The 13,704-nt window shown below is 53.2% G+C and carries 10 protein-coding genes and 1 tRNA gene; 1 reads left to right on the plus strand and 10 read right to left on the minus strand.

Annotated features, from left to right (window positions below; translation table 11 throughout):
• Positions 1-40: 40 nt before the first annotated feature.
• The 6 genes from lonB to NYE69_RS27900 form a co-directional block, all read right to left on the minus strand.
• Positions 41-1,759 carry an ATP-dependent protease LonB gene (lonB, locus tag NYE69_RS27875; RefSeq protein WP_036620463.1) on the minus strand — a complete coding sequence of 573 codons (1,719 nt, stop codon included), beginning with the start codon at positions 1,757-1,759 and terminating at the stop codon, positions 41-43.
• A gap of 406 nt (positions 1,760-2,165) precedes the next feature.
• Positions 2,166-3,287 carry a flavodoxin-dependent (E)-4-hydroxy-3-methylbut-2-enyl-diphosphate synthase gene (gene ispG, locus NYE69_RS27880; protein WP_326045534.1) on the minus strand — a complete coding sequence of 374 codons (1,122 nt, stop codon included), beginning with the start codon at positions 3,285-3,287 and terminating at the stop codon, positions 2,166-2,168.
• A 123-nt stretch (positions 3,288-3,410) separates the two neighbouring features.
• Positions 3,411-4,667 carry an ATP-dependent protease ATP-binding subunit ClpX gene (gene clpX, locus NYE69_RS27885; RefSeq protein WP_328272063.1) on the minus strand — a complete coding sequence of 419 codons (1,257 nt, stop codon included), beginning with the start codon at positions 4,665-4,667 and terminating at the stop codon, positions 3,411-3,413.
• A gap of 19 nt (positions 4,668-4,686) precedes the next feature.
• Positions 4,687-5,271: an ATP-dependent Clp endopeptidase proteolytic subunit ClpP gene (gene clpP, locus NYE69_RS27890; RefSeq protein WP_036620457.1), complete on the minus strand. Its 585-nt coding sequence runs from the start codon at positions 5,269-5,271 to the stop codon at positions 4,687-4,689.
• 271 nt (positions 5,272-5,542) lie between these two features.
• Positions 5,543-6,973 (minus strand): trigger factor, encoded by a 1,431-nt coding sequence (gene tig / locus NYE69_RS27895; RefSeq protein WP_340929081.1) that lies wholly within the window; start codon positions 6,971-6,973, stop codon positions 5,543-5,545.
• 209 nt (positions 6,974-7,182) lie between these two features.
• Complete coding sequence (locus NYE69_RS27900) at positions 7,183-8,064, minus strand: hypothetical protein (RefSeq protein ID WP_340929083.1); 882 nt, start codon at positions 8,062-8,064, stop codon at positions 7,183-7,185.
• Positions 8,065-8,565: 501 nt separating this feature from the next.
• Here NYE69_RS27900 and NYE69_RS27905 point away from each other — a divergent pair.
• A tRNA-Arg gene (locus NYE69_RS27905) sits at positions 8,566-8,639 on the plus strand.
• Positions 8,640-8,882: 243 nt separating this feature from the next.
• On the opposite strand, the gene NYE69_RS27910 is transcribed toward NYE69_RS27905, so the two are convergent.
• From NYE69_RS27910 to NYE69_RS27925, 4 genes are all read right to left on the minus strand, one after another.
• On the minus strand, positions 8,883-9,701 hold the full coding sequence (locus NYE69_RS27910; RefSeq protein WP_340929085.1) for an alpha/beta fold hydrolase: 819 nt from the start codon (positions 9,699-9,701) through the stop codon (positions 8,883-8,885).
• 334 nt (positions 9,702-10,035) lie between these two features.
• Entirely contained in the window at positions 10,036-10,989 is a 954-nt protein-coding gene (locus tag NYE69_RS27915) for an L-lactate dehydrogenase (RefSeq protein ID WP_340929087.1), read from the minus strand.
• A gap of 763 nt (positions 10,990-11,752) precedes the next feature.
• Entirely contained in the window at positions 11,753-12,649 is an 897-nt protein-coding gene (gene nikC / locus NYE69_RS27920; protein ID WP_340929089.1) for a nickel transporter permease, read from the minus strand.
• 12 nt (positions 12,650-12,661) lie between these two features.
• A complete protein-coding gene (locus tag NYE69_RS27925) occupies positions 12,662-13,666 on the minus strand; it encodes an ABC transporter permease (protein WP_036620446.1) in 1,005 nt (334 codons plus the stop codon).
• Positions 13,667-13,704: the final 38 nt, after the last annotated feature.

The following is a 13,704-nucleotide window of genomic DNA, read 5'->3' on the forward strand; positions in this document are numbered from 1 at the left end:
CCCCCCGGAGCGCCATTCCCGGCAAGCCGCGGACGCGCGCCTACATCGTCCCGCCTTGCGACGGGGATTCCGCGTGCAAAAACGGCGCGGGCGCCGGAGTCGGGGCGAACAGCTCCCCGCCGGTCGAAAATCCCAAGTTTTTCTCGGCTTCCGGACCGAACACATGGCGGAACACCTCGGCCACCGTCTCGACGGGGATGACGCTTAGGCCTTCCAGCCCCTCGAACAGCGACTGCCAGTTGTCCTTCGGGATCAGTACGGTCGTCGCTCCCGCCTGGAACGCCGCTTCCACTTTGGCCACGACCCCGCCGACGGGCTTCACCTTGCCGTGGATTCCCAGCTCGCCGGTCATGGCGATCTGATGGTTCACCGGCACCCGCTTGATCGCCGAGGCGATGGCGGTGGCGATGGCGAGGCCCGCGGACGGTCCGTCGATCGGCGTTCCGCCCGGGAAATTAATATGAAGATCGTAATTGGAAGGGTGCAAGCCCATGCGCTGCAGAACGGTCAGCACGTTCTCCACCGATCCCTTGGCCATGCTCTTGCGCCGCAGCGTCCGGCTGCCCCCGCCGATTTCCTCTTCGTCCACCATACCGGTGATATTGTAGGTGCCCCTTCCTTTTTCCGCCGGTACCGCCGTCGCTTCGATTTCCAGCAGCGTTCCCATATTCGCGCCGTACACCGCCAGCCCGTTGACGACGCCAACTTCCGAACGCTCGGGGATTTTGCGGTCCGGCCGGGGCGCAAGCTGACTGCTGGTGGCCACCCACTCCAGATCCGAAGCGAGCAGGTGATCGCGTTTCTCCGTCAAGGCCAGCCCGGCGGCGAGCTGCACCATATTGACGGCTTCGCGGCCGTTGGTCGCGTACTTTTTAATGACATCCACGGCTTCGGGACAAGGCTGAAAGCCGATCCGCCCCACCGCGTCTTCGGCGATCCGGGCGATTTCCTCCGGCAGCAGCGGGCGGAAATAGATTTCCATGCAGCGCGAACGCAGGGCCGCCGGAATTTCCTGCGGCGATCTTGTCGTTGCCCCGACCAGCCGGAAATCCGCGGGCAGTCCGTTTTGAAAAATATCGTGAATATACGCCGGCGTATTCGTATCTTCGGAATTGTAATAAGCGCTCTCGAGATACACCTTGCGGTCCTCCAGCACTTTAAGCAGCTTGTTCATCTGGATGGAATGCAGTTCGCCGATCTCGTCGATGAACAAAATCCCGCCGTGCGCTTTCGTTACGGCCCCCGGTTTCGGCTGGGGGATGCCGGCGACGCCCATCGCTCCGGCCCCTTGATAAATCGGGTCGTGCACCGACCCGATCAACGGATCGGCGATGCCCCGCTCATCAAAGCGGGCGATCGTCGCGTCGATTTCCACGAATTTGGCGTCGCTCTTAAACGGGGACACCGGATTTTTTTTCGCCTCTTCCATCACGACGCGCGCCGCTGCGGTTTTGCCCACGCCCGGCGGCCCATAGATGATGACATGCTGCGGATTGGCGCTGCACAGCGCAGCTTTTAATGCCCGCAGTCCGTCCTTTTGCCCGACGATATCGTTCATCGTGGCCGGACGCGTCCGCTCCGCCAACGGCTTGGTGAGCGAAATGGCCCGCAGCTTGCGCAGCTTCTCCATCTCCTTCCGCGATTCCCGGTCCACCGCCACCCGGTTCCCTTTCTGGCTGCGCAGCTGATTCCAGAAATAGAGTCCGATCACGACGGCAAAAAACATTTGAACGGACATCAGGATGAGATTTAAATCCATAACGAACGCCTCCCTCACTTTTGACTGATACTTGGTAGTATAGCCTTTTCGCACCAAGGTAAAACGAGGTCTTTGCAGAGAGTTTGGAAAAAGGAAAAACTCCACTGAAAAATATAGAGGCAAAAAAGGCCGCTATTCCGGAGGTATCAGTCAATTTGAGAGAAATAGGGGAAGTTTATGCCGCTATTTTCCCCGTCGCAAGGAAAATGCCCAGGTTCTGAACCATTCTTAAGAAAATAAGTACAAAAAATTCCGCTAATGAGGATGAACATGCCAGGCTAAGGGTAATAAGAACATAAAGTTCCGCTATTATGAAGGTTGGCCAATAAGAAAAACGTAAGTTATACTTTCTGATATCCAAAAAAACCGCAAACCGCCTTATCATCGGCAGCTTGCGGGTGGATTGTTATGATTTCACGCGGGCACGGTGTTCTTTGCGTCCGGGAATTTCTCCGGTCGCTTCGTACACTTCCACGATATGATCGATTTCTTTCTTCAATTCGTTAAGCAGTTCGGCTTCCGGCACCTTGCGGATCATTTCGCCGTAACGAAACAAAAGGCCTTCGCCCCGGGCGCCGGCGATGCCGATGTCGGCTTCGCGCGCTTCGCCCGGTCCGTTGACGGCGCAGCCGAGCACGGATACCTTGATCGGAACCTTCAGATTGGCAATGTAGGCTTCCACTTCGTTGGCGATGGAAAACAGATCGATATCCAGCCGGCCGCAGGTCGGGCAGGACACCAATGTAGCCGCATTGGAAATCAGACCAAACGTTTTGAGCAGTTCGCGGGCGACCTTCACTTCCTCCACCGGATCGGCGCTCAGCGAGATGCGCAGCGTCGAGCCGATGCCCATCGACAGCAGCGCGCCGATGCCGGCCGCGCTCTTCACGGTTCCCGAGAACAGCGTTCCGGCTTCCGTGATCCCCAAATGCAGCGGATAAGGAATCACTTCCGCCGCTTTCGTATAAGCCGCGATCGCCATCGGGACGTCGGAGGCTTTAAGCGACACGATGATGTCGTGGAAGTCCAAGTCCTCCAGAATGCCGATATGGAACAAGGCGCTTTCCACCATCGCTTCCGGTGTCGGATAGCCGTATTTCTCCAGCAGGTGATTCTCCAACGACCCGGCGTTGACGCCGATCCGGATCGGGATCCCCCGCTCCTTGCAGGCCTTCACCACGGCCTCCACCTTCTCGCGGCGGCCGATATTGCCCGGATTGATCCGCACCTTGTCGATACCGTTCTCAATCGCCATAAGCGCCAGCTTGTAGTTGAAATGGATATCGGCGACGAGCGGGATGTGGATTTGCTTCTTGATTTCCTTGATCGCCGCAGCCGCTTCCTCATTATTCACCGTCACGCGCACCAGTTGGCAGCCCGCTTCTTCCAAACGGTGGATCTCGGCTACCGTAGCGGCCACATCCGCCGTTTTGGTCGTGCACATGCTTTGGATGATGACTTCGTTGCTGCCGCCGATCGTCAGGTTTCCGACTTTGACCGGCCGCGTATCTTGTCTCAAGAATGTCATTTCAGGTCTCTCCCAAACGATCAAAGCTCCACCCCTGCAAAGGGGCGCTCATAGAAGCGACCCTTAACGCAAAGGTGGAGAACCTTGACATCTATTTTGTCGCGCTATCCGGCCGCATCAGCCTTATGCGCTCTCTTCCTGCTTTTTGTTTTTCTTCTTGGCCAGTTCCGGGCTGGTTTTCTCCACAACGACTTTTTCGGTGATGACGCAGTCCGCAATATCGTCGCGGGACGGCACTTCGTACATCACGTCCAGCATAATGCCTTCGATGATGGCGCGAAGTCCGCGCGCGCCGGTATTGCGTTTGATCGCTTCGCGCGCAATCGCCTCAAGCGCTTTGGGCTCAAACGTCAAGTTGACGTTGTCGAGCTCAAGCAGCTTCTGGTACTGTTTGACCAGCGCGTTTTTCGGTTCGGACAAAATCCGTACAAGCGTTTTTTCATCCAGCGGCTCGAGCGTCGAGATGACCGGCAAACGCCCTACGAATTCCGGGATCAACCCGAATTTGAGCAAATCCTCCGGCAGCACCATCGACAAATATTCGCCCGGCTTCAATTCTTTTTGACCGTCGTTCATCGCGTTAAAGCCGATCACTTTTTTGCCGATCCGGCGTTTGATCATCTGCTCCAGGCCGTCAAACGCGCCGCCGCAAATGAACAAAATGTTCGTCGTATCGATTTGGATAAATTCCTGATGCGGATGCTTGCGTCCGCCTTGCGGAGGAACCGAAGCCACGGTGCCCTCCAAAATTTTCAGCAGCGCCTGCTGAACGCCTTCGCCGGAGACGTCGCGGGTAATGGACGGATTCTCCGATTTGCGCGCCACTTTATCGATTTCGTCGATATAAATGATGCCGCGTTCCGCTTTTTCCACATCATAATCGGCCGCTTGAATCAGCTTCAGCAAAATGTTCTCCACGTCTTCGCCGACGTATCCCGCTTCCGTCAGGGACGTCGCATCGGCGATCGCGAACGGAACGTTCAAAATTTTCGCCATCGTTTGCGCGAGCAGCGTTTTGCCGGAACCGGTCGGCCCGAGCAGCAGGATGTTGCTCTTTTGCAGCTCCACGTCTTCGATCTTGCTTTGCGTGTTGATCCGTTTGTAATGATTGTAAACCGCTACGGACAACGATTTCTTCGCTTGCTCCTGGCCGATGACATACTGGTCCAAAATATCGCGGATTTCCTTCGGTTTCGGGATTTCCTTGAGGTCCAGTTCCTCTTCGTGCCCGAGCTCCTCCTCCACGATCTCCGTGCACAGCTCGATGCATTCGTCGCATATATAAACGCCCGGTCCGGCTACAAGCTTGCGTACCTGCTCCTGCGATTTGCCGCAGAACGAGCATTTCAATTGTCCTTTTTCGTCATTGAATTTAAACATGTAAACACCCCTTTATGATTTAATGGGCTGATGTGATGACCTTGTCGATAATCCCGTAGTCCTTAGCCTCTTCCGCGCTCATGAAGAAGTCACGGTCTGTATCGCGCTCGATTTTCTCAAGGGGCTGACCCGTCCGCTCCACATAAATCTGGTTGAGCTTCTGTCTCGTCTTGATAATCCAGTCGGCATGAATTTTAATATCCGTCGCCTGACCGCGAACGCCTCCAAGCGGCTGATGAATCATGACTTCACTGTTGGGCAGGGCAAAACGTTTGCCAGGCGCCCCGGCCGTAAGGAGCAGCGATCCCATGCTCGCAGCCATTCCTACGCAGATCGTGGACACGTCAGGCTTGATGTATTGCATCGTATCATATATACCCATCCCGGCAGTGACAGAACCACCCGGCGAATTAATGTACAGGTGAATATCTTTCTCAGGGTCTTCGGCCGCCAAAAACAACAGTTGGGCAATCACGAGATTGGCAACTTCATCATCAATAGCGTTGCTGAGAAAAATGATGCGATCTTTAAGAAGTCTTGAATAGATGTCGTAAGATCGTTCTCCCCGATTCGTTTGTTCTACGACCATAGGTACCAGACTCATGCGACCAACCTCTTTTCTTTTTCAGATTCACTTTCGGTTTACAGAAACATTCTACCATGTTCAAAGCCTCATGTCATTTTTCACACGATACAGTTTATGTTGATTTCTACACATTATATAACCGCCGGCTTGTCCGGTGCCAATTGGAAATAAATGTATCGGTAAATGATGAAAAATTAAGGCACGCATTTGTATACGTGCCCTAACGTTTATCTTGATGTATCTCATGGGAGGCTTGTCTGTCTATAACCGAGAACGCCTCGCGGCGAGACTATTCCTCGTCCTTAGCCTCTTCCGCTTCTATTTTGTCGGCGTCAGCTTTCGATTCGGCCGCCTTCGTCGATTTTTTCGCCGTTTTCTTGGCTGCCGGTTTGCTTCCTTCTTTCGCTTTCGGCGCTTCCGCTTGATCGGCCGGAACTTCTTTGCTGTTCTCCAGCAGGAAATCGATCGTCTTGCGGATCAGAATTTCATCATTCAAGCTGTCCAGCGAACGATTGGCCGCCAAAATGTTGCGGATTTCTTCCGGCGTGCGTTTGTAAGCTTCGGCCATTTCCGCCAGCTCTTTATCAACGTCTTCTTCCGTCACTTTGATCTCTTCGGCTTTGGCGATTTGCTCCAGCACCAAATTGTTGCGAACGCGTTTTTGAGCGTCGTCTTTCATTTGCGCTCTCATATCGTCAACCGTTTGACCAGAGAAACTCAGGTACATCTCCAGATTCATGCCCTGGGAACGAAGACGGTTGTCGAAATCGCGCAACATGTTCTCCACTTCATTGTTAATCATCGCTTCCGGAATTTCCACTTCCGCACTTTCGCCGACTTTGTCGACGAGAGCCGCTTCACGGGCGCCCTTGGCTTCTTGTTCCTTGCGGGTTTGCAGCTGTTTCTTCAAGTCCTCTTTGAACTCGTCCAGCGTATCGAATTCGCTGACATCCTTCGCAAATTCATCGTCAAGCTCCGGGAGCTGTTTGCGTTTGATCTCATGGACTTTAACTTTAAATACAGCTTCCTTGCCGGCCAATTCTTCAGTATGGTAAGCTTCCGGGAAAGTCACGGTAATGTCCTTGAAATCGCCGGTAGCCATGCCCACGACTTGATCCTCGAAGCCAGGGATAAACGAATTGCTTCCAAGCTCCAGGGAATGACGCTCTGCCTGGCCGCCTTCAAACGGAACGCCGTCAACGAAACCCTCGAAGTCGATAACAGCGATATCGCCATTCTTCGCAGCTTCTTCGTCGATGACAATCAGTTCGGCATGGCGCTGTTGCAGACGCTCAAGCTCTTCGTTCAGCTCATCTTCGGTAACTTCCGCGTTGACCGAAGGTACTTCGACGCCTTTGTAATCGCCAAGCTTCACTTCCGGTTTAACCGTCACTTTCGCTTTAAACTTGAACGGCTGCCCTTTGGCAAACTGCTCAACGTCCACTTCCGGGCGATCCACCGGGAAAATCTCCGCTTGATCGACGGCTTCGCTGTATACTTCAGGAAGCAAAATGTCGATAGCGTCCTGATACAGACTTTCCACGCCGAAACGTGCTTCAAAGATCGGGCGAGGCACCTTGCCTTTACGGAAGCCAGGTACATTCGTTCTTTTCACCACTTTTTGAAACGCTTTATCGAGTGCGGCGGCTACACGTTCCGCTTCCACTTCGACCTCGAGAACGCCGAGGTTCTTCTCTATCTTTTCCCAGGTTGCTTTCATTTTATGCCTTCCCCTCCAAATTTCACAATATACTAAAATACTGAAACCGAATCGCGTATAAAACAGCTATCATGGTTCCAGTATAGCTGTCCCTATGAACACGATCAGAATAACCATTATATTATAAACAACAATACATCTTTTTACAAGAGCAGATCGTAGAGCCGATTTTAAAGCCGATCGTTGAGCCAAACATTCGCCCGCGGCGCCTATCTTTCCTGAACACCGCTCACCGCCACAACCTGGCGGATAGATCGGCTAACCTGCTCAAACCGAAGCCTATGTTCATCGGTAATCCCGTACAACGCGCGGATTTCCTCGTCGGTTTTGCCGTCCGGCAGGCTGTCCGCGACCAGCTGGTGAAGCGCCGCCGCCCAAATGTCGATAATCGTATCGTCACCGTCGATCAGCGAACGATAGTCCCTTCCGCCGTACAAACTCATCACAATTTGCGACCACAGCTCCTGGGCAAAATAAAACAAAGTTGGATCGTGCACCTGAGTCTGCTCCCCCACCCTTTCGGGCACTTCCTGCACGGCCGGAGGGAATTCATCGGGTTTCAGCGGAACCGACTCGAAGTCAATCTCCACCTTTTCCCCTGCGCGCTCGATGGCAAGCGTCCCCACCGTGCCGCGGCGGCGCAGCGTCTGCAGCACCCGATACTGAAGCAGCGGATGGAGCTCCTCTTGATGCAACCATTCGGTCAGCGCCTCGTCCACTTCCGGACGATCCAAATAAGCAAGCTGGTCCAAAGCCAAAAGGGTTTGCTCGGACAACGGCTTATCTATTACCGCGCTCAGCAGTTTGCCGGCATATTCCTGATCCTGTTCGAGCTTCGCCTCGACATGACGTCTGGCCAACGATTCTTCCGTCTCATAGCCGTCATCCTCCGCGGCCGGTGAACCGTTCTGAAGCTCGGGAAAAGCGTCGGTAAGCCACTCCAGCAGTGCCCGCCATTCTTCATAGTGGCGCGGATCTTCCCCCTGGCACTGCAGCAGAAACCTCAAAAGATCCGCGGCTTCCCCGTATCTCTCGGTTTCCAGCATCCGGGTCAGTTCGATTTGGTAGTAATCGAGCGTTTTCGGAAACAATACGATGTTGTCCTTCTCATCGGGTCGAAAATGGCTGATAAGGGCACCTCCTTTCTTCCGCACTGCATTAATTGAGATTATAGCATAGACCCGGTCCAAGGCAAAAATCCCGGAGTTTACCTTGGAGTTAACCCTCGAGTTAAACTCGCCGCCGCCCCCCTCGTCCAATTCATCGGGTAAACCGAGGGGGCGATAAACAAAAGCTTGCTAAGAAAGTTGGGTCCGAAACGATGGGGGATGATACGGGAAGGCGCAGCTGCGAGTAGCCCTCTCAAGCGAATAACCAGCGAACATCTAGCGAATATCTCGAGCGGGCCGTATTTCTAACGGTTGCATTCACCGTTATTTCGATTAAATCAAGAATGGATTGGCCACCAGGTCTTGTGGTCAACACCGATTTCGAGGATGAGCCAAAAAACTGCGATTAAGTGCAAAATTTATATTGCTAACCCAAGCATCCTGTGATACAATAATTTTTGCTTGTAAATTTTATTTTATTTTGTCTCAGTAGCTCAGCTGGATAGAGCAACGGCCTTCTAAGCCGTCGGTCGGGGGTTCGAATCCCTCCTGGGACGTATTAAAGCTCTCTTCGGAGAGCTTTTTTGTCGTACAAAGGGGTAAGAGCTCCTTGAGAAGGTTCACCGTAGTAAACCAACCGCGTTAGCTGGTGGAGTCTTGATCGGTAGCGAGAGTACACCAAATGGGACAATTTTGCTAAGTAAGTAGAACCATAAACAGGCTTGCGGTAACAACTAACGGCTTCAACTTTTTTAGCAACCTCCCCCCGACTTGTCACCTAAATATTAACAAACGGAAAGCTATTTGCCCAGCGCCTCTTCAACCCTATCCAGCCATTCGTTAACCAGCGCATCGAACACATTCTTCTGCTCGATCTGCAGATTATGTCCTGCCCGATCCAGAACGGCAAACGTGCCGCGCGGAAATAAATTAAGCAGGCGAAGCGCATCCGCATATCCTACCGACGCGTCCTGCCTCCCAAGCAGGAATAGCGCCGGACCCATAAATTCCCGATCGATCGGAAAAGAGAATCCGTATTTCGCTTTGATTTTGGCCAAAAAAGCCTCATCCGCGATTTTACAGCCCGTGACTATTTCATCCGCATATCTTGTCCAAGTGTACCGATCCAATACGACTCCCATCGACCTGAAGTCTTCGTATTCTTCCTTGCCAAGCGCTGACACCAATTCCGGATCCTCATGAAAGATCGTATGTACGGGTAAAATCCGGTCTTCCTTTTCCGGTACGATCATCGGGCAAATCAAAGCCGCCCCCTCAACCCGTTCGGGCAGCCGGGCGATAATTCCCCTCGTCAAATAACCCCCGTACGACTCCCCGGCGATAAGAAAACGGGAATCAGGCATGACTTTATCTATAAACTGCAGCACCGCTTCAAGCATTTCGTCCGTACCGGCAATTTCCTCATAGTCCCTGCTCTGACCCATGCCCGGCAGGTCGACATAAATCCTTCTCCACCCCGGTCTTTCGGAAAAAACGGGCTCCATACACCCGCTCATCAGCCGATGGTCCGGCGTAAATCCGTGGATCATCAGGATCGGCCGCCCTGTCCCGATCTCCTCATAATAAAGCTCCGCCTGCTTCACTTTGCAATACGGCATATTACCATCACTTCCCTTTAAGTTGATTTCATAATCATATTACGAATGTATGTTCCTGTCCAGTTACACTATTCATGTTGCCGCAAAGGGGAATTGTCCGCGCGTTTCTTCATATTATATTCTGGCGACAATTCCATCCATGATCCCATCGCTCCCGTTTTATTTTTTCTAACTATATAACAGGGAGCAAAAAGGTAGAACCGCCGCGGGAAGGAGCGAGCTATCCACCGCCGGGCTTACGCCGACCGGCTGAACTAAACACTTGCTTAGTCAAAAAAACACCCGCCCCAAAACCAAGGCGGATGTCCCAAAAGTTAAACCGGCTTATAAGTGATTACCGCTGCTGCAAACTTTGGATCGCAGATGTAAGTATGCCGCAGGAATGCTCGAATTTATGCCGCTCCTCCTCCGCCAAATTCAGCTCCAAAATCTCCACAATACCGCCACCGCCGATAATGGCCGGCACCCCGGCGCATACCCCGGATTGCCCGTATTCGCCCTCAAGGACCGCGGACACGGCGATAATTTTGTGCTCGTCGTTCAGAATCGAACGGACGATAAAGCTAAGCGCGTTGCCGATGCCGAATTGCGTATTGCCTTTACGGGTAAAAATCTCCCAGCCGGCATCCTTCGTTTTCTTGGCAATTTCGTCCAAATCGACATGGCGAAAACGCTCTTTGTGCTGGTCGAGAATGTGCAGCAGCGGTTTGCCGCCGATCGTCACATGCGACCATGCCACAAACTGCGAATCGCCGTGCTCGCCCAACACATAGCCGTTAACGCTGCGCGGATCGATGGAAAACACTTCCGACAGCAGCGTTTTAAGCCTGGCCGAATCGATCGAAGTGCCGGTGCCGATCACCCGGTTCCGCAGAAAACCTGACACCTGGCGTACAATATACGTAACAATATCAACCGGGTTGGCTGCGACGACAAAAATGCCGTCAAACCCTCCGTCCACAAGCCGGCTGACGATATCCCGCGTAATTTTTTCCGCGTCCCCAAGCACATCCAGCCTCGTTTGCCCCGGCTTCGGATTTGCTCCGGCCGTAAGCACCACAACATCAACGTCACGACAGTCCTCCAAACGCCCGGCAACGACCTTCGTGCGCGTCGAGGTAAAATCCATGCAATGAGACAAATCGAGCGCATGCGCCACCGCACGGTCATAGGTCCGGTCGATCATCATAATTTCCTCGCTGATGGATTGGTTAATCATGGAATAGGCACAAGCCGTGCCGACCAATCCGGAACCCACAATGGCCACCTTTCTGAACTTTTTTTCCATCTCTCCGCCTCCTGCCCTTCTCTTTGCTATATCTTATTCTCTAAACTATAACTGGAAGCCCAATATATGTGAAAATAATTGACATCATATTATCTTCCCTCAAATGCGTCTTCAAGATGATGGGGGAAAGTTGACGTAGAGCAGCCAAGCATCAGGAGAGTATAAGAAAAACGCCAGACAGGTATTTCTCAGCCTGACGGTCTCACATGACCCTGATCGGCTGTTTGGGCTGCTTCGTTGATCAAATCGAGCAGCTGTTGTAAGTCAACCTGCCAATCAAGTCGGCACCAGGTGAGGGGCTGTCTAAAGGGTCCGTGTCTTGGTGGGGTCCCTGCCTGCTGCCGGCCTTTGCACGATTATCCCTTTTGTTCATGGAGCAGGGAGCAGGGGGTGGCTAGAGCAAAGGTTCCAGAAAAAGAGAGAAGAGAAGAAAAAAACAAAAAAGATGAGGGGAAAAATGAGGCGGTTCAGGTGAGATTTTTGGCTTGATAAGGGAACGTGCGTTTGGTATAATGAAATAAATAGAACTTATGTTCGCATTCTGTTTCTCTGCTGCCTGATCAAAAGGGATAATCGTGCAAAGTCTCCGGACAACAAGTGTTGATCTGCCGCCCACCCCGCTTCCCTATCCTCAAGCTTTCAACGCAGGGGTTCAAGCTGATTTTTGCTCTGGTCGCACCAAAAGTTGAGCTATAAGTCTATAATGTCAAAAAAAACCGCCGGGATCCCTCCCGGCAGTTAAGCTAAATGATCAAGATTCCTATTAATTTTTCATCCGCGGGTCCAAGGCGTCGCGCAAACCGTCGCCCATCAAGTTGAAGGCGAGCACGGTGAGCATGATCGACACCCCCGGGAAAATAACCGTCCACGGAGCCGTGGCGATAAATTGCCGCGAGTCGGACAGCATTTTACCCCATTCCGGTGCCGGCGGCTGCGCGCCAAGGCCAAGGAAACCAAGCGCGGCGGCTTCAATAATCGCCGTGGCGATGCCGAGCGTGCCCTGCACGATGATCGGCGTTAAGCTGTTCGGCAGGATGTGCCGCAGCAGAATGCCGCTGTTCTTCATCCCGATCGCCCGCGCGGCCGTAATGTACTCTTCGTTTTTCAAGCTGAGCACCTTGGCGCGGACCAGGCGGCCGTACGTCGGAATGTTGACGATCGCGATCGCGTACAGCGCGTTTTGCAGCGACGGGCCGAGGATGGCGACGATGGCGATCGCCAGCAGAATGCTCGGAAACGCGAGCAGGATATCAAACAGGCGCGAGATGATCATATCGATCCATTTCCCGTAAAACCCGGCGAGAATCCCGAGAATCGTGCCGAGGATAATCGAACCGATAACGGAAAACGTGCCGACCCACAAGGAAATCCGCGCCCCGTACAGCACCCGCGTAAACAGGTCGCGCCCCAGGTCGTCCGTTCCGAACCAATGCTCGGAGGACGGTGGTTTTAAGCGGTCCCCCAGCTCCTGGGCCTTAAAATCATAAGGCGCAATCACGGGGGCCAGCAGCGCGATGATGACAAACAGCACAATCATGATCAGACCGATCATGGCGATTTTATTTTTGCGGAACGTTCTCCACGCATCCCGCCAAGGCCCGGAAACCTTTTCGGCCTGAATGGCGGAGTTGCCGCCTGTGCTTGCAGTGATTTGAGCCATGGTTTCCCTCCTTTACCGATAGCGAATGCGTGGATCGACCGCGGCGTACAGCAAATCCACAATCAGATTGATGAAGACGAAAATAAAAGCGATGATCAGAATGCCGGATTGAATGACCGGATAATCGCGCGAGCTGATCGCATCGTAGATATAACGTCCTACGCCCGGCCAGGCGAAAATCGTTTCCGTCAACACCGCGCCGCCGAGCAGTGCCCCGGTTTGCAGGCCGATGACCGTCAGCACCGGAATAAACGCATTTTTAAGCGCATGCTTGTAGACGACGACGAATTGCGATAACCCCTTGGCTTTCGCCGTGCGGACAAAATCCGAATTCATGACCTCCAGCATGCTTGAGCGCGTCATCCGGGCGATCACCGCCATCGGAATCGTGCCCAGCGCCACGCTCGGCAAAACCAGGTGCTTGATCACCGTCCACAGCTGATCCCAACGGCCGGCTATAATCGTGTCGAGCACATACAGATTTGTCACGGTTTCCACCGGATCGCGCTGATTCATGCGGCCGATCGAAGGGAGCCAGTGGAGCTTCAAGGAGAAGATCCACTGTTCCATCAGACCGAGCCAGAAAATCGGCATCGACACCCCGATAAGCGCAATCAGCATGCAAATGTAGTCAAACCAGGAGTTTTGCTTCCACGCGCTAATGATCCCGGCGTTTACCCCAACGATGATGGCGAACAGCATCGCCGAAATCGTCAGCTCCGCGGTGGCGGCCAGATACGGCATGATCTCTTGGGAAATCGGCACTCTCGTGCGGATCGATTGCCCCAGGTCGCCCTGCAGCAAATCTCCCATATACGTAAAGTACTGCTGATACCACGGATTGTTTAAGCCCAGTTGTTCCCGAAGCGCCTCTTTGGACTGCTCCGTCGCTTTCTGCCCCAGAATGGTTTCCGCAGGATCACCGGGAATCGCATGGATAATGGAGAATACGATAATCGTCATTCCGATCAGGACAGGAACCATGATTAACAATCGTTTAAAAATGTAGGCTTTCAAGTTAAGGCTCACCTGCCAGAGGCGTTAACAACAACGCC

Origin of the sequence: Paenibacillus sp. FSL R5-0527, from assembly GCF_038008055.1 — a bacterium.
GTDB classification, from domain to species: domain Bacteria; phylum Bacillota; class Bacilli; order Paenibacillales; family Paenibacillaceae; genus Fontibacillus; species Fontibacillus macerans.

Excerpts from the sequence above, each read along its gene's own strand:
- lonB (WP_036620463.1), bottom strand. The coding sequence starts at position 1,759 with ATGGATTTAAATCTCATCCTGATGTCCGTTCAAATGTTTTTTGCCGTC.
- clpX (WP_328272063.1), bottom strand. The coding sequence starts at position 4,667 with ATGTTTAAATTCAATGACGAAAAAGGACAATTGAAATGCTCGTTCTGC.
- nikC (WP_340929089.1), bottom strand. The coding sequence starts at position 12,649 with ATGGCTCAAATCACTGCAAGCACAGGCGGCAACTCCGCCATTCAGGCC.
- NYE69_RS27910 (WP_340929085.1), bottom strand. The coding sequence starts at position 9,701 with ATGCCGTATTGCAAAGTGAAGCAGGCGGAGCTTTATTATGAGGAGATC.
- tig (WP_340929081.1), bottom strand. The coding sequence starts at position 6,973 with ATGAAAGCAACCTGGGAAAAGATAGAGAAGAACCTCGGCGTTCTCGAG.
- clpP (WP_036620457.1), bottom strand. The coding sequence starts at position 5,271 with ATGAGTCTGGTACCTATGGTCGTAGAACAAACGAATCGGGGAGAACGA.
- NYE69_RS27915 (WP_340929087.1), bottom strand. The coding sequence starts at position 10,989 with ATGGAAAAAAAGTTCAGAAAGGTGGCCATTGTGGGTTCCGGATTGGTC.
- ispG (WP_326045534.1), bottom strand. The coding sequence starts at position 3,287 with ATGACATTCTTGAGACAAGATACGCGGCCGGTCAAAGTCGGAAACCTG.